The 15,090-nt window shown below is 67.2% G+C and carries 15 protein-coding genes; 7 read left to right on the forward strand and 8 right to left on the reverse strand.

Translation table 11 applies throughout. The features are described 5' to 3' along the window. Positions 1–46 precede the first annotated feature (46 nt). Entirely contained in the window at positions 47–532 is a 486-nt protein-coding gene (locus tag L5876_RS11640) for a DUF6438 domain-containing protein (RefSeq protein WP_236956526.1), read from the forward strand. A gap of 16 nt (positions 533–548) precedes the next feature. Here the strand turns inward: L5876_RS11640 and nth are convergent, their stop codons facing one another. Both nth and L5876_RS11650 read right to left on the reverse strand, forming a co-directional pair. Next, entirely contained in the window at positions 549–1,211 is a 663-nt protein-coding gene (gene nth, locus L5876_RS11645; protein WP_236956527.1) for an endonuclease III, read from the reverse strand. A gap of 61 nt (positions 1,212–1,272) precedes the next feature. Beyond that, complete coding sequence (locus tag L5876_RS11650; protein ID WP_236956528.1) at positions 1,273–1,899, reverse strand: LysE family translocator; 627 nt, start codon at positions 1,897–1,899, stop codon at positions 1,273–1,275. Positions 1,900–1,979: 80 nt separating this feature from the next. Here L5876_RS11650 and L5876_RS11655 point away from each other — a divergent pair, with 80 nt between their 5' ends. The 4 genes from L5876_RS11655 to L5876_RS11670 all read left to right on the forward strand — a co-directional run bounded on the left by L5876_RS11655 (position 1,980) and on the right by L5876_RS11670 (position 4,634). Further along, positions 1,980–2,516: a DUF2244 domain-containing protein gene (locus tag L5876_RS11655; RefSeq protein WP_236956529.1), complete on the forward strand. Its 537-nt coding sequence runs from the start codon at positions 1,980–1,982 to the stop codon at positions 2,514–2,516. Between the two features lie 20 nt (positions 2,517–2,536). Further along, positions 2,537–3,388, forward strand: coding sequence for a bifunctional helix-turn-helix domain-containing protein/methylated-DNA--[protein]-cysteine S-methyltransferase (locus L5876_RS11660; protein ID WP_236956530.1), 852 nt, complete (start codon positions 2,537–2,539; stop codon positions 3,386–3,388). A gap of 200 nt (positions 3,389–3,588) precedes the next feature. Then, positions 3,589–4,122, forward strand: a complete 534-nt coding sequence (locus L5876_RS11665; protein ID WP_236956531.1) for a hypothetical protein — start codon at positions 3,589–3,591, stop codon at positions 4,120–4,122. A gap of 47 nt (positions 4,123–4,169) precedes the next feature. Next, on the forward strand, positions 4,170–4,634 hold the full coding sequence (locus tag L5876_RS11670; protein ID WP_236956532.1) for a VOC family protein: 465 nt from the start codon (positions 4,170–4,172) through the stop codon (positions 4,632–4,634). Here L5876_RS11670 and L5876_RS11675 read toward each other — a convergent pair whose 3' ends face one another. From L5876_RS11675 to L5876_RS11685, 3 genes are all read right to left on the reverse strand, one after another. Next, positions 4,635–5,252 (reverse strand): YafY family protein, encoded by a 618-nt coding sequence (locus L5876_RS11675; protein WP_236956533.1) that lies wholly within the window; start codon positions 5,250–5,252, stop codon positions 4,635–4,637. It abuts the gene before it with no gap. 90 nt (positions 5,253–5,342) lie between these two features. Beyond that, positions 5,343–6,152 (reverse strand): 4-hydroxy-tetrahydrodipicolinate reductase, encoded by an 810-nt coding sequence (dapB, locus tag L5876_RS11680; RefSeq protein WP_236956534.1) that lies wholly within the window; start codon positions 6,150–6,152, stop codon positions 5,343–5,345. A 128-nt stretch (positions 6,153–6,280) separates the two neighbouring features. Further along, positions 6,281–8,989 carry a DUF2339 domain-containing protein gene (locus L5876_RS11685; protein ID WP_236956535.1) on the reverse strand — a complete coding sequence of 903 codons (2,709 nt, stop codon included), beginning with the start codon at positions 8,987–8,989 and terminating at the stop codon, positions 6,281–6,283. A gap of 238 nt (positions 8,990–9,227) precedes the next feature. Between L5876_RS11685 and L5876_RS11690 the strand changes: the two genes are divergently transcribed. Continuing rightward, entirely contained in the window at positions 9,228–9,818 is a 591-nt protein-coding gene (locus L5876_RS11690) for a TetR/AcrR family transcriptional regulator (RefSeq protein WP_236956536.1), read from the forward strand. 14 nt (positions 9,819–9,832) lie between these two features. Here L5876_RS11690 and dnaJ read toward each other — a convergent pair whose 3' ends face one another. Together dnaJ and dnaK are read right to left on the reverse strand one after the other, a co-directional pair. Next, positions 9,833–11,005, reverse strand: a complete 1,173-nt coding sequence (gene dnaJ / locus L5876_RS11695) for a molecular chaperone DnaJ (protein ID WP_039718335.1) — start codon at positions 11,003–11,005, stop codon at positions 9,833–9,835. 68 nt (positions 11,006–11,073) lie between these two features. Next, positions 11,074–12,990, reverse strand: a complete 1,917-nt coding sequence (dnaK, locus tag L5876_RS11700; protein WP_236956537.1) for a molecular chaperone DnaK — start codon at positions 12,988–12,990, stop codon at positions 11,074–11,076. A gap of 261 nt (positions 12,991–13,251) precedes the next feature. Here dnaK and L5876_RS11705 point away from each other — a divergent pair, with 261 nt between their 5' ends. Next, complete coding sequence (locus L5876_RS11705; protein ID WP_369281039.1) at positions 13,252–13,887, forward strand: alpha-ketoglutarate-dependent dioxygenase AlkB; 636 nt, start codon at positions 13,252–13,254, stop codon at positions 13,885–13,887. Here L5876_RS11705 and L5876_RS11710 read toward each other — a convergent pair. Further along, positions 13,884–15,068 (reverse strand): hypothetical protein, encoded by a 1,185-nt coding sequence (locus L5876_RS11710; protein WP_236956539.1) that lies wholly within the window; start codon positions 15,066–15,068, stop codon positions 13,884–13,886. The genes L5876_RS11705 and L5876_RS11710 overlap by 4 nt on opposite strands. Between the last annotated feature and the right edge of the window lie 22 nt (positions 15,069–15,090).

A 15,090-nucleotide genomic window follows, 5' to 3' on the forward strand; every position in this document is an offset into this window, starting at 1 on the left:
CCGCAATCCGGGGCAGAATGGTCCGGACAGACAGGGAGTGACACCGATGCGTGCTTTTCTGATCGCCGTTGCCGCCTTCGCCATCGCCAGCTGTGCGACCACGACCGACACCGGCGGCAATGCCGAAGTGCGCTCGATCACGATGGAAGACGAACCCTGCTTCGGTTTCTGCCCGGTCTACCGGATCACGCTGACACCGGGGGATGCATACGTCCTCGACGGGCAACGCCACACGGCCACGCAGGGGATCAGCGAAGGCATGCTTCAGGCGGGCAGTTTCGAAGCGGCGGTCCAGGCGCTGGAGACGGCGGGTTTCCGCTCGCTTCCCGAAGACCTGACCTACAACAACGAGACGGCCTGCCCGGGCCCGCAGATCTCCGACATGCCCTATACGCGCATCACGGTCGACTATGCCGACGGCACGCATTCGGTGCACCACTATCACGGCTGCACCGCACCGGAGATGCGAAACCTGCGCGAAACGCTGCGCGGCCTGATCGATTACGACACGCGGATCCGCCCGCAGAACTGACAATAAGCGCCGGCCCTCAGGCCGGCGTTTTCGCCTCATAGCGGCACAGATCGGCGAGGGCGCAATTCGGGCAGTCGGGCTTTCTGGCCTTGCAGACATAGCGTCCGTGCAGGATCAGCCAGTGGTGCGCGCCCTTCATGAAGTCGGCGGGCGTGATCGCTTCGAGGCGCTTTTCCACCTCCAGCGGGTTCTTGCCCGGTGCCAGGCCGGTGCGGTTGGAGACCCGGAAGATATGGGTGTCGACGGCGATGGTCGGTTCGCCGAAGGCCTCGTTCATCACAACATTGGCGGTCTTCCGGCCGACGCCCGGCAGGGATTCCAGCGCTTCGCGCGATGTCGGCACCTCGCCGCCGAATTCCTCGATGATGCGCTTCGACAGCGCGTAGACATTCTTCGCCTTGTTCCGGAACAGCCCGATCGTCTTGATGTGCTCGCGGATCCCGTCCTCGCCGAGCGCGACCATCTTTTCCGGTGTGTCGGCAGCGGCAAACAGGCCCTTCGTGGCCTTGTTCACCCCGACATCGGTCGCCTGCGCCGACAGGGCGACGGCGACGACGAGGGTGAAAGGATTGGTGTATTCCAGCTCGGTACGCGGATCGGGGCGAAGCTCGGCCAGCCGGGCATAGAGATCGGCGGCTTCCTCGGTGGTGAAGGGCGGGATTTTCTTCTTCTTCGGCATGTCACCGGATTAGCGGGGCGCGTCCGGCGCGTCATCCCGTTTCTTGCTGGCCGTCAATCCGTCAGGCGGGATCGCGGCCGGTCTCGAAGAACAGCCAGATGGCGATGACGACCAGCAGGGCGGAGAGGACGCGGCGCAGGATTTTCAGCCGCCGCGGATTGCTGACCAGCGCCCGGGCCGGGGCGGCGGCGAGCACGATGGCGGTGTGAATGAGCGTCGCGATGATCACCGACAGCAGCGTCAGAAGCGCCGCCTGCAGGGGCAGGTTTCCGGCCGGGTCGATGAATTCGGGCAGGACGGCGACATAGAAGAGCGCCGCCTTGGGGTTCAGCGCATTGATCAGGAATCCGCGGGAGAAATGCTTCAGCGACCCGTTCGGCAGTTGCGCGGGCGAGGTTTCGCCGGCTTCGCGCCAGCCCTCGATGGCGAGATAGACTAGGAACAGGACGCCGCCCCAGCGCAGGACTTCATAGAGGGCGGGCGCGGCGGTGATCAGGGCAGCAAGGCCCAGGCCTGCGGCCGCGCCGATGACCAGCAGGCCGAGCGCGATCCCGGCCGCGGCTGAGAGACCCGCCCGGCGGCCTGTTCCTGCCGACAGGACGGCCAGCCAGGCCATGTTGGGTCCCGGCGTCACCTCGATGACGAGGACGGCAATCGCAAAACCGAGCAGGCCGGAGGGGTCGGGCATGGCGCAAGGCTAGTCCGGGCCGGGTGAAATCGTCACCTGCCAATCGCGCTCACACGCCTATATTCTGCACCGCGATGAGCATGGTCGTTGAAACCTGGCCCGCCGAGGCCGAAGCGCCGCCCCCGCCGGAGGGCGAGCTGTTTCTCGATGCGGTTCTCTCGCCCAACCGGTCACTGCCCAATCCCGGCTTCGCGGCGCTGATGGCGGTGGTCGTGGCGATCAGCTTCGCGGCGGGGATCGTTTTCTTCTCCATCGGTGCGTGGCCGATCCCCTTTTTCTTCGGGATCGACGTGCTGCTCGTCTGGCTGGCCTTCAGGATCAGCTACCGGGACGGGCGGCGGCGCGAACTGATCCGGATCGACCGGCGGCATGTCTTCGTGCATCGCCGCCATCCGAACGGTCAGGTGCGCCACTATGTGATGCCGACCGCCTGGGTCCGTGCCGCCGTTGCCGACCGCGGCGAGCATCACGCGCAGTTTTCCCTGAGCGTCCGGGGGCGGGCGCTGGTACTGGGCAGCTTCCTGTCGCCGCCCGAGCGCGAGGACCTGGCCGATGCCGTGGCGCTGGCGCTCGCCCGCGCAAAAGCGCCGCAAGAAGCGGGTGGCGCGCCGGTCTAGGCCGGGGCAAGGTCGCCAGCATGACGACCGCAACTCTCCATTCCTACGATGTCGAAGCCGCCGCGCGGGACTATCCGCGCGTCACCGAGGCGCTCAACTATCTCGGCGACCGCTGGCAGGAACATCCCGATCTCGCCGAGGCCGCGCGCGCGGCGGGATTGTCGCCGCACCATTTCCAGCGCGTCTTCACCCGCTGGGTCGGTGTCTCCCCGAAACGCTATGTCGGCGCGCTGGCCCATGGCGCGGCGCGCGAAGCCATCGACGACGGGGCGAGCGTGCTCGACGCCGCCTTCGAGGCCGGCCTGTCCGGTCCGGGGCGGCTGCACGACCTCTTCATCGCGCACGAGGCGATCACGCCGGGCGATGCCAAGCGCAGGGGCGAGGGGCTGGAGTTTACCTGGGGGATCGCGCCGACGCCGTTCGGCGAGGGGGTGTTCCTGATCGCGCCGCGCGGCCTCTCCGCGCTCGCCTTCACCGACGGGCGGAGTGAGGCGGGGTTCGAGGATCTGCGCGCGCGCTATCCGGCCGCGTCCTATGTCCGTGATGATCACGAGGCGCGGGCCTGGGCGACACGCATCTTCGAGCGTGCGGGCGAACGCATTCCGCTGGCGCTCTACGGTACGCCCTGGCAGCGGCAGGTGTGGCGGGCGCTCCTGTCCATCCCGCCGGGCGCGACGACCACCTACAAGGCAATCGCGGAACAGGTCTGCACCGCCAAGGCTTCCCGCGCCGTCGGGGCGGCGGTCGGGGCCAATCCAGTCAGCTTCCTGATCCCGTGCCACCGGGTGCTGGCGTCGGACGGGCGGCTGACCGGCTATCACTGGGGGGTGGAGCGCAAGCGCGCCATGCTGACCTGGGAGGCGGTCGGGTAGGTTTGCTGATCGCTTTTCCTCCCGCGTTCACGGGGGAGGTGTCAGCGAAGCTGACGGAGGGGAAAAACCCCCCTCGCCCCGGAACCAGTCCGGGGCACTCCCCCGGCAAGCGGGGGGAGAAAGAACGAGACGCCTTCGCGGGAATGACGGGTGCGCGACAAGGGATGAAAGCGGAGCGAAAACGCCCTAGATAGAGGGCGATGCCGAATATCTTCCTGATCGCGCTTTCCATTGCCCTGATTGCCGCCGGACTGCTGGTCCTGCGCTGGGCGCTGGCGCGTGCCGCCCTCCTGAAGGATGCGAAAGAGGAATATGACGCCCGCCGTATCGACCGTCCGGGAACCGTCGCTGGTGTGGAGCGGGACGATTTCATCCGCATCTATGTCTCGGCGAACGAGCCGCGCTGGGCGCTCTACGCTGCCGGGTCCCTCATTGGCGCTGTGCTCCTGACCTTTCCGGGCCTGTTCCTGCTCAACACGATCTGGGAAGGCGTGCGCGCCGCGACCGGGGCGTCGGACGTGTTCGCGCCGGGCTATTATCCCTGGATGTTCTTCATGGCCTTCGGCCTCGTCGGCACCTGGGCGGTGTCCGGCATGATCGCGTCGAGCCTTTATTACCGCCGTGCGCCGGAAGGCTTCGAGGCGGCGATGATGCGCGCCCGCGGCACGCCGATCGAGGAGGTCGAGATCAGGCGCCGCCGTCCGAAATGGGCGCGCCGCGCGCGACCAGACTGAATGTTGGCCTGACTACACTGAAGCCGAACGAAACGAGGGCTCTCCCGATGCGCTATCTTCACACCATGCTGCGGATTTCCGACGTGGACGAATCGCTGCGCTTCTTCTGTCAGGGGTTGGGGCTGAAGGAAGTCCGCCGGATGGACAGCGAGAAGGGCCGGTTCACGCTGATCTTCCTCGCCAGTCCGCGCGACATCCAGCGCGGCGGATTTCACATCGACGGCACCAGCGTGCCCGATGGCCTGCCCTGTATCGAGCTGACCCATAACTGGGACCCCGAGGAGTATACGGGCGGGCGGAATTTCGGCCATCTCGCCTACCGGGTGCAGGACATCTACGCGATCTGCGCGCGCCTGAAGGGCATGGGTTACACCATCCACCGGCCGCCGCGCGACGGGCGCATGGCCTTCGTGAAAAGCCCGGACGGGATTTCGATCGAATTCCTGCAGTCTGGCGATCCGCTCGCGCCGCAGGAGCCCTGGGCGTCGATGGAGAATACGGGGAGCTGGTAACTACCTCGCCGTCACCGTCAGGCGCTTGATACGCTCGGCGCGCAGCGGGCGCGGCCCGGCCTCGGTCAGAAGCGTCAGGATGACGGCGTCGCCGATCATGGTCAGCGCGCTGGGGCGGCCCTCGATCTTCATTTCGCTCTCGTCGAGCTCGACATAATCCACCCGCAGCGTCCGGCCGGCGTCGATGGCGCGCTCAAGCGCGTTCAGCACCGCCGGGACGGGTTTCAGCTCGCCCGGTTCAGGCAGGACGGGTTCGGCGGCGAGGCGCTGGACCCGGTCGTCGCCCAGCACAGCCGACAGGGCGGCGAGCGAGCGCGCGGCGGTCTGCGCGCCTTCTTCCTTCGCCACTAGCGAAAGAATGCGGGCTCCCCGCCACAGCGTTTCGGCCTGGCGCCAGGTCAGGGCCGGCATGGGCGGGCCGTCACCGGGGGCCAGGACATAGCCGAGGCCCGCCTCGCCCTCGATCGGGATGCCGGATTCGATCAGCTTCGACATGTCGCGGTAGATCGTCCGCTCCGACACCGAGAAACGCTCGGCCAGCGCCTTGGCGGTCAGCGCGCCCGGGGCGGCCTCCTTCAGGGCGCGGACAAGGTCGACGAGGCGTTTGGAGCGGCTCATTGGAAGTCCTTCGAGGGGCAGGCCGGTCTTCTTCGCCCCGCTTGCGGGCGGCGTCAATGTCGGGAGCGGCGAAAGCGCTGTCGGGAGATGTCAGCCGGCGATCACATCCCGCATGGAATAAAGTCCGGCCGGCTTTCCGGCGATCCAGCGCGCCGCATCGATCGCGCCGCGCGCGAAGACCCGGCGGTCATGGGCGACATGGCCCACCGTGATGGTTTCGTAGTCGGACAGGAATCTCGCCTCGTGCTCGCCGATCACCGACCCGCCGCGCACTGACGCGACCCCGATCGTGCCCGGCGCGCGGTATCCGGTCTGACCGGTGCGGCCCATCGTGGCGACCTGGTCGAAGGCCTGACTGCGCGCTTCCGCGATCGCTTCGCCCATCATCAGAGCGGTTCCGGAGGGGGCATCGGTCTTGGCACGGTGATGGGTCTCGACGATTTCCGCATCCCAGCGATGCAGCGGCAGGGCGGCTGCGGCCTGGCGGATCAGATCCTCCACGATGGCGACGCCGAGCGAGAAATTTCGCGCCGCGAGGATCGGAATTTTCTCCGAGGCGGCCTTGAGGCGTTCCGACTGTTCAGGGGTCAGGCCGGTGACACCCGTGACCATCGCCACGCCGCCCATCGCGGCGAGCCGCTCGGCGGCGGCGACGGTTGCGTCAGGAACGGAGACGTCGATCACAACGTCAGCGCCCTGGGAAGCGTCCTCGATCCGGACGAGCGCATTGACGCCGGAATATTCGACCCCGGCGAGCGTGCCGATATCCTGACCGTCATGTTCGGAGTCCGAACGCACGATCCCGCCATGAAGATTGAAGCGCCGGTCGAGCGCGATCTCTGCGACAATCGCGCGACCCATACGCCCCGACACGCCGAGAATAGTAATGTTCACGGGCATGGTTGGTCTCCCTTCCCATCACATCCCTGCGAGCTTTGTAGCGATCCGGTGAAGGAAAAGAAAAGATATTGCTGAAACACTTCCGGGGGGAATGATGCCGATCCTGACTCTTGCCGCCGCAGCGCGTTTCAGCCGTCCGCCCTCTCCCGCGCCGCCATCGGGCCGATGACGCGCTGATAGAGAATGCCGATCCCGACCAGGGCCGCGCCGAGCCCGATGAAGGAAAAGGCGCGCCACGCCCCGTCGAGGCCCGACAGGTCGAAGAGGAAGACTTTCAGCGTCGCCAGCGTCAGCCCGACAAGCCCGGCATAGCGCGCCGCCGGCATGCGCCGCCACGCGCCGATCAGCAGGAGAGCCGTGGCATATCCCACGGTAACCGCGGAATAGGCCCAGCTCTCGCCTGGCAGGATCGGCGCGTCGATCATGTCCCGGCCATGTTCGAACCAGCGGATGAGAAGGATCAACGCTTCGTAGAAGACCGCCGCGCCGATCAGCCCGATTGCGGTGCCCCACTTGCGATAACCCTGACGGCGCAGGGCGGCGGCGTGGAGGACGAGGAAGATGGCCGGCACGGCATAGGCCAGCAGAATGCCGCTGCCGAGGTCATTCCGGGTCAGCGCATAGCCCCACCACGGATTGAATGCGGTCAGCAGGGCGAACAGGCCCAACCCGGTGCCGATCAGCGTCACCCCCTCGATCAGGCGCGGGGCAAGGCGCAGCTTCGGTCCCAGGCGCCAACGCAGAGCCGCGGCGGTCGCAGCCCAGCTCGACAGGTGCAGTCCCACCTCCCGGAAATCGTTAAGGATGTTGCGGCCGAGATCACCCCCGCCCATGGCGTGGCGGATCTGCATGAAGACGAGGCCGATGCCGAGAATAAGCGCGCCGCCGGTCAGGGACTGGACCGGCCAACTGTCCGGATCGTCTCCGCCGGCGCGCAACTCGCGCGCGGCCTGCCAAAGGGCCAGCGCGGACAGGCCGTAGCCGACGAGCAGCGTGTTGAGGATCGGCCAGGGCCCGACGTCGAAATCGAAGGCCTCGCCCAGCACGGTCAGGCGGAAGACGGCGAGCGCGCCGAAAACCAGTGCCGCGCCCTTGAGGGCGGGCAGGTCGAGCCTGCGCCACAGCCAGGCGGCCGCGAGTGCCTCGAGCGCGAAGGCGGCGCTCATCCAGACCTGATCGAGTGCGAACCCGGCGGCGAGACCGGCGCTGCCCGCGCTGGCGAGGGCGTAGACCGCAATCGCGCCGGGCTGGCGCTGCCGGCCATCACCCTTCAGGAGGCCCTGGGCCGCCGCCGCGAGGAGGCCGGTCAGGGCCAGTGCGGCCAGCCCCCAGAACCCCGATTGCGGTTCGTCGGCCAGCCGGTACCAGGCGGCGGCGAGGATGAGGACGGGCGTCATCGCTCCGGCCATCGCCATCGGGGTCTTCACGCGGAGGCGGGCCAGCGCGAACCGCCCGAACAGGCCGAAGACCGAGGCCGCGATCAGGCAGGCGGGCAGGAAGTCGGGGATGGCCGGACGGCTGCCGAAGGGGGCGAAGGCGCGATCGAGCTCAACCCCGCTATCGACGATGAAGGACAGGCTTTGCGGCCAGGCGAGGATGACGAGGGCGGTCGCGATGCCCGCGGCCGGGGCCAATCCGGCGAAGCCTTCCTTTCGCCAGGGGGCCATCAACGCGATCAGCGCCGTGGCGGCGAACCCGGCGAGCGTGACCGGGGAATGCCCGTCCGCCTCGGCCAGCAGGCCTGCGAGCGCGAGCGCGGCGAAACCGCCGAACCACGCCCCGATCAGCCCGGCCGGGAAGGGGAAATAGTCCTTCAGCTTGCGGTCGACCGGAGGCGGATCGTCTGCGTCGCGCCAGCCGAAAGCGAGCGCGGCGATCAGGAAGGCGGGCAGATAGACGGACAGCGCCCAGGCCTGGTCTGAACGGAAGGCAAGGACGAGCCAGATCAGCGGCCAGAGTGCGCCGCCGGCCACCGCGATCCAGCCCGCCCAGGTCCAGCGTGCGACCCGGGCCACTGCGAGTGCGGCCGCCGCGACTGCGAAAACATAGGTGAAGAGACCCGCCGCGTTCGGATCGTCCGATCCGATCAGCAGCGGCACCGCAAAGGCCCCGGCAATGCCGAAGGCGGCAATAATGCCGCCATGCAGGAGGGCCAATGCCAGCGCACCTGCGGCGACCAGTGCCAGCAGCGCGAAAGCAAGAAGGGGCGGCAGGAAGCCGTATAGCGCGAACGCGGCCCAGATCGCGGCATAGAGCGTGATCAGGCCCGCGCCGGTCGTCGCGGCCGGTGCGGCGCTCTTGCCCGGCAGGGGCAGGCGGGCGGGGTGACGGCGGAGCCATTCGCCCGCGCCGATCATGGCGAAACCGGCGAGCAGGGCAGTCCCGATCCGCATGCCCGGTCCGAACAGGCCGATATCGACAGCGGCCTTCACGAGGAAGGCCCCGCCCAGCGCCAGCGCGGCCGCACCGACCCAGACGAGCCAGTTGCCGGTCAGGCTGGCTTCGATTCCGGACAGGGGGCGGGCCGGCGGCGTGGCCGGTCGGGGTTCGGCGACCGGTTCGGGCTCAATTGGCTGCGGGGAGTCCTCCGTATGGGGAGGAAGGGGTGTGGTCGCGCTATCGGCGGAAGGTGTCGATTCGGGTACGGAGGGTTGTGGCGCAGGAGCCGGTGCGCTTTGTGCCGGGGCTTCGGCCGGAGCTTGTGCGTCCAGCCGGGCCCGCAGCGCGGCGATCTCGCGCTGAAGCGAGCCGGTTCGCGCGAAGGCGATCCAGCCGAGAATGGCGCCGATCAGCATCAGGCCGAACGCACCGAGTATCAGCATGGCCAGGGCTTCCAAGCGCGCCTCCTTCCGTCGGGTAAAAGACTAGGCAGGCCCGCACCTGGCGCTCAAGCGAAAAGACGGGAGATGAATTCACTCTACCGAAACCCGGAATTCTCCCGAGTGCGTCATGCGATCGCCGGTCCAACCAGACGGTATGACCCATGGACGTCACCGAAAAAGAATCATAATCTTGTTCGGAATTGGCAGCAGGACCTGTTTGTTGAAAAACAGGTGTTTAGCCGGATGTCATGAGATGGCGATTCAAAGGACGCCGGTCATACCCCCGCAGCAGATGCGCAGCCGGCGCACGTATGACCGGCTGATCGCGGCGATCACGGCGTCGGCCGCCGATGGATCGCTGTACGCCCTTACCCTGCCGCAGCTCGCGAAGCGCGCCGGGGTGTCGACCGGGGCCTTCTATGGCCGGTTCGCGGGGAAGGCGGCGGCGATCGCCGCTGTTCTCGAGCGGCAGCAGGCCGCGCTGCGCTCGCGCCTGTCGCTGCTGGGTGCGCAGGCCCGCCCGACCCGGGATGTGCGTGGCTGGATCGAACAGGTGACGCGGGCGATGGACGGGTTCGAGCGCGGCGTCTGTCCGCTTGTCCGTGTACTGATCGGCGAGGGTGGCAGCCTCCCGGAGCCGGTCTCGGCCGATCCGGGCCTGCACCGCGAGGCCGGCCTGCTGCTGTCCGAATGGGGGGTGGTTCGTCCGGACCGCGCCGAAGCCCGGGCCGGATTCGTCCTGACCCTGATCGGATCGATGACGCGTGACGCGGCGCTGCACGATCGCAAGCCGGATCTGAAAGGGATCGAGACCGCAGCGCTCTGGTATCTCAGCGCGCCCTAGCCAAGATTGTGAGGTTAGACGTTCGGCCGGCCGTCGTCGCTGGTCAGATCGTCCCAGAAGCGTTTGGCCTTGCCGACGAAGCTCTCCGAGTCCGGATTGCAGTTGCCGCCCGAAAGTTCACAGAACTCGCGGAGCAATTCCTTCTGCCGGTCGGAGAGGTTGCGCGGGGTTTCCACGAACAGCTCGACGATCAGGTCGCCGCGCGGCCCGCCGCGCAGCCGGGGCATGCCCTTGCCCTTCAGCTTCATGCGCTTGTTGGTCTGGGAGCCGGACGGGACTTTCAGTTCCACCTTGCCGCCATCGACCACGGGCACGCAGACACTGCCGCCGAGCGCGGCGGTGACCATCGGCACGGTGGCGCGGCAGTAAAGGTTCGGACCGTCCCGCTCGAACAGGTCGTGATGGGCAATGTGGACGAAGATGTAGAGATCGCCGCGCGGCCCGCCCTGGGGACCGGCCTCGCCTTCGCCGGCGAGGCGGATACGCATGCCGTCCTCGACGCCGGCGGGAATTTCGACATTCAGCGTGCGGGTCTTGCGCACGCGGCCGACACCGTCGCATTCGGTGCAGGGCGTGGCGACATACTTGCCCTGGCCGCCGCATTGCGGACAGGTCTGGCGGATGCGGAACATGCCATTGCCGCCGGTGATCACGCCCTGGCCATGGCATTGCGGACAGGTCTCGAGCGAGGTGCCCGGTTCCGCGCCATTGCCTTCGCAGCGCTCGCAGGTAACGGCGGTGGGGACGCGCACCGTCTCCGACTTGCCGGCAAAGGCGTCCTGCAGCGAGATTTCGAGGTCGAAACGCAGGTCCGAGCCCCGTGCCGGGCCGCGGCGGCCACGCGGACCGCCGCGCATGCCGGCGCCGAACACATCGCCGAACATCTGTTCGAAAATGTCGGAGAAATCGGCCGCGCTGGCGCCGCCGCCGAACGGACCTTGTCCCCCACCCATCCCGCCTTCAAAGGCGGCGTGACCCATGCGGTCATAGGCAGCGCGCTTCTGGTCGTCGGACAGGACGGAATAGGCCTCGCCGACCTCCTTGAACTTGGCCTCGGCCTCGGCATCACCCGGATTGCGGTCCGGGTGGTATTGCATGGCGAGCTTGCGGTAGGCGCTCTTGATCGCCGCCGCGTCCGCGCCCTTTTGCAGGCCGAGTACTTCGTAATAGTCGCGTTTCGAGGCCATGACCCGCCCTTGTTGCGATGCGAAGGGCCGGGCGAACCATCAGGCCGCCCGGCACTCGTTTCGCAGGATTACGCGCTCTTCTTGTCGTCGCCGTCGACTTCGGAATATTCCGCGTCGACCACGTCGTCATCGGACGAGGCGCTGCCGTCAGAGCCGCCCTCATCGGAGCCGCCTTCAGCCTGCTGCGCGGCATACATCGCCTCGCCCAGCTTCATGGCGGCCTGCATCAGGGCCTGGGTCTTCTGCTGGATGGCCTCGACATCGTCGCCATCCTTGACCTCTTTCAGCTCGTTCAGTGCGGTTTCGATCGCGGACTTCTCTTCCGCGCCGACCTTGCCGCCGAACTCTTCGAGCTGCTTTTCGGTCTGGTGGATCAGGGCCTCGGCGCCGTTGCGGGCCTCGACCAGTTCACGGCGCTTCTTGTCCGCCTCGGCATTGGCCTCGGCGTCCTTGACCATGTTGTTGATCTCGTCGTCCGACAGACCACCCGACGCCTGGATGCGGATCGCCTGTTCCTTGCCGGTCGCCTTGTCCTTGGCCGACACGTTGACGATGCCGTTGGCGTCGATGTCGAAGGTGACCTCGATCTGCGGCACGCCGCGCGGTGCGGGCGGGATGCCCATCAGGTCGAACTGGCCGAGCAGCTTGTTGTCGGCCGCCATCTGGCGCTCGCCCTGGCTGACCTTGATGGTCACTGCCGACTGGTTGTCGTCAGCGGTGGAGAAGGTCTGCGACTTGCGCGTCGGGATGGTGGTGTTGCGGTCGATCAGGCGCGTGAACACGCCGCCCAGCGTCTCGATGCCCAGCGAGAGCGGGGTCACGTCGAGCAGCAGCACGTCCTTCACATCGCCTTGCAGCACGCCGGCCTGGATGGCGGCGCCCATGGCGACGACTTCGTCCGGATTGACGCCCTTGTGGGGCTCGCGGCCGAAGAATTTCTTCACCGTCTCCTGGACTTTCGGCATGCGGGTCATGCCGCCGACGAGAATGACCTCGTCGATGTCCGAAGCCGACAGGCCGGCATCCTTCAGCGCCTTCTTGCACGGCTCGACCGTGCGCTGGACGAGATCGTCCACCAGCGCTTCGAGCTTGGCGCGCGACAGTTTCATGGTCAGGTGTTTCGGACCCGAGGCGTCGGCGGTGATGAAGGGCAGGTTCACTTCGTAGGAGGCGGCCGAGGAAAGTTCCTTCTTGGCCTTCTCCGCTTCTTCCTTCAGGCGCTGGAGCGCGAGCTTGTCGGAGCGGAGATCGATGCCGTTCTCCTTCTTGAACTCGTCAGCGAGGTAATCGACGATCTTCAGGTCGAAATCCTCACCGCCGAGGAAGGTGTCGCCATTGGTCGACTTCACCTCGAACACGCCGTCGCCGATTTCCAGAACCGAGACGTCGAACGTGCCGCCGCCGAGGTCGTAGACGGCGATCGTCTTGTTCTCGCCCTTGTCGAGACCATAGGCGAGCGCGGCCGCGGTCGGCTCGTTGATGATGCGCAGGACTTCAAGCCCGGCGATCTTGCCGGCGTCCTTGGTGGCCTGACGCTGGGCGTCGTCGAAATAGGCCGGAACGGTGATCACGGCCTGGGTGACGGTCTCGCCGAGATAGGCCTCGGCGGTTTCCTTCATCTTGGTGAGGATGAAGGCGGAGATTTCCGACGGCGCGTACTTCTTGTCGCGGCCCTCGACCCAGGCATCGCCATTGTCGGCTTTCACGATCGCGTAGGGGACCATGTCGGCGTCTTTCTTGACGGTCGGGTCGCCGAACTTGCGGCCGATCAGGCGCTTGATCGCGAAGAAAGTCTGTTCGGGGTTGGTCACCGCCTGGCGGCGGGCCGGCTGGCCGATCAGGCGCTCGCCGTCCTTGGTGAAGGCGACGACGGACGGGGTCGTCCGCATGCCTTCGGAATTCTCGATGACCTTGGGCTGTCCGCCTTCCATGACGGCGACACAGGAATTGGTCGTGCCGAGGTCGATGCCGATCACCTTGCTCATAAGCTCATTCACTCCCGTTCTTCTTGGGCAGGGTTTCAAGGAGAGGACACGGCCCGGAGCGCCGCTGCCGTCGCTGAAAACCCCCCGGTTTCAGGCGTTTGGCCTGGACTGTTCAAACCTGTTCGGACCGGAGGCCCGGTTCGGCAGGGGATTTAGGGAGGGCGTTCGATCCCCGCAAGGGGCGTGGGGATATTGGAGTCTGCCGCGAACGCAGCGCTTTCCGGGTGGAAGCGGCGCGCGCATCGCTCCATCTTCACGGCGATGCCCGCCCGCCCCGCCTTCTCGCCGCCCGACGGCTTCCGCCTCCTGCCCGGCTATTTCAGCCGCGCGCAGCAGGAAAAGCTGATCGATGCCGTCTTCGCCGCGGCGGAGACGGGGGCACCCTTCTTCCAGCCGCGCATGCCGCGGACCGGACAGCCCCTGTCCGTGACGATGACGAATTTCGGCCCGCTCGGCTGGGTGACGGACCGGACGAAAGGCTATCGCTATGAGCCGGCCCATCCGGAAACGGGCCAGAACTGGCCGGCGATGCCGGACGCACTGATGACGCTCTGGAGCGAGGTCTCCAACTATCCCGCGCCTCCGGAAGCCTGTCTCGTCAACTGGTACCGGGCCGATAGCCGGATGGGGCTGCATGTCGATTTCGACGAGGAAGCGACGGACGCGGCGGTGGTTTCCGTCTCGCTGGGCGACAAGGCGCGTTTCCGGATCGGCGGGCCGGAGCGGAAAGGGCCGACCGCCTCGATGGTGCTGAGCTCAGGCGATGTCGTCGTGCTCGGCGGGGCGGCTAGGCGCAGTTATCACGGCGTCGACCGTATCTATCCGGGCGCGTCGACCCTCGTTCCGGGCGGCGGGCGGATCAATCTGACAATGCGGCGGGTGACGATCCCCGCTTAGGGCGTTTCGTCCGGCCGGCGCTCGGCCGAAATATCGGTCTGGCGCGGTTCGCCAAGGGCGCTGATACCGCTGTCTTCCATGACCCAGATCGCGCCGCTTGGCCGCATCTGTGATGCAGGCAGGGCGCGGCCCGACGCCACGGCATCAGCGACACGGGCGCGCGGGCGCTCGCGCATGCGCGAGACGAAATGCGCGGAACGCAGCAGCGGGGTTGTGAAGAAGGTCCCGACCAGCTGACCTCCATCGGGCGACGATTGAGCCGGGCCATAGAGGCCAAGATCACCGCCATTCTCACCCAGAACGGACATCGACATCAGCGGGCCGGGGTCGAGATACCAGCGGCCGCCGATCTCGACGAAGGCGAGGCAGATGAAGGGATCTGCGGTCGACGCGGCCGTCACCATTTGCGGGGACGGCGCGGCGAAGGCTGCGCATTCGGCCTCAAGACACAGGCAAGCGGCCGCAATGCGCGGCGTGAAGGGGTCTTCGGGGAAGGTGAGGATGATGGCGGGTCCGTCCGCCGCGTCTGCAAGGCGCGCGCGCCAGGCATGCGGACCGGTGAAGAGCAGCCAGCTCCCCCGGCTGCGTGGATCGGCGAAATCTGCGCCAAAGGCTGTGCGATCGGCCTCCGGAGCGAGGGCGACCAGCGCTTCCCGGTCGCGCGATTCGATGGCGGCGAAGGCTGCCGCCGCGATCCCGCCCAGTGGCGTTTCGGCGTCCAGCGCTGTGGCGTATGGCCGGTCCCAAAGCGTCTCCAGCGGCGGCGCGCGATAGCCAGCCGGCGGATCGTCGCTTCGCACTTCGACTCCCTCGACGATCAGAACGCCCTGACCGGCGAAGTTCGAACACCACCAGTCGGCCTGGGCGCAGCGATGATCGTATCGCGCAAAAACGCGGACGAAGCGCCGCTCATAGAGGTCCCGGCGGTCGAGCAAATGGTCCGGGACGACGATGGGAATGCCCTGGCCGAAACGGCCAGCCTCGAAATCCTCGCGCGTTGCGAAAAGGGTCCGGGCATAGTCGTCGAAGCTGACATGGCCGTCGATCGAGATCGTCCTGCCGTCAAACCCGGCGGGGTCGGCCAGGAAATCTGACATCGGCGTATTGAATTGCGCGGCGGCCGGACCGGTCAGGCCCGCCCAGATCGCGCATACCAGCGCCGCTGCCCAGCCTGTTCTCATGATCCGTCCTCCCCGGGGCACA

The sequence above is a fragment of the Hyphobacterium sp. SN044 genome (genome assembly GCF_021864465.1).
Lineage (GTDB): Bacteria > Pseudomonadota > Alphaproteobacteria > Caulobacterales > Maricaulaceae > Hyphobacterium.

Coding starts and splice junctions, on each gene's coding strand:
- L5876_RS11640 (WP_236956526.1), top strand. CDS start 47: ATGCGTGCTTTTCTGATCGCCGTTGCCGCCTTCGCCATCGCCAGCTGT.
- nth (WP_236956527.1), bottom strand. CDS start 1,211: ATGCCGAAGAAGAAGAAAATCCCGCCCTTCACCACCGAGGAAGCCGCC.
- L5876_RS11650 (WP_236956528.1), bottom strand. CDS start 1,899: ATGCCCGACCCCTCCGGCCTGCTCGGTTTTGCGATTGCCGTCCTCGTC.
- L5876_RS11655 (WP_236956529.1), top strand. CDS start 1,980: ATGGTCGTTGAAACCTGGCCCGCCGAGGCCGAAGCGCCGCCCCCGCCG.
- L5876_RS11660 (WP_236956530.1), top strand. CDS start 2,537: ATGACGACCGCAACTCTCCATTCCTACGATGTCGAAGCCGCCGCGCGG.
- L5876_RS11665 (WP_236956531.1), top strand. CDS start 3,589: ATGCCGAATATCTTCCTGATCGCGCTTTCCATTGCCCTGATTGCCGCC.
- L5876_RS11670 (WP_236956532.1), top strand. CDS start 4,170: ATGCGCTATCTTCACACCATGCTGCGGATTTCCGACGTGGACGAATCG.
- L5876_RS11675 (WP_236956533.1), bottom strand. CDS start 5,252: ATGAGCCGCTCCAAACGCCTCGTCGACCTTGTCCGCGCCCTGAAGGAG.
- dapB (WP_236956534.1), bottom strand. CDS start 6,152: ATGCCCGTGAACATTACTATTCTCGGCGTGTCGGGGCGTATGGGTCGC.
- L5876_RS11690 (WP_236956536.1), top strand. CDS start 9,228: ATGGCGATTCAAAGGACGCCGGTCATACCCCCGCAGCAGATGCGCAGC.
- dnaJ (WP_039718335.1), bottom strand. CDS start 11,005: ATGGCCTCGAAACGCGACTATTACGAAGTACTCGGCCTGCAAAAGGGC.
- dnaK (WP_236956537.1), bottom strand. CDS start 12,990: ATGAGCAAGGTGATCGGCATCGACCTCGGCACGACCAATTCCTGTGTC.
- L5876_RS11705 (WP_369281039.1), top strand. CDS start 13,252: ATGCCCGCCCGCCCCGCCTTCTCGCCGCCCGACGGCTTCCGCCTCCTG.
- L5876_RS11710 (WP_236956539.1), bottom strand. CDS start 15,068: ATGAGAACAGGCTGGGCAGCGGCGCTGGTATGCGCGATCTGGGCGGGC.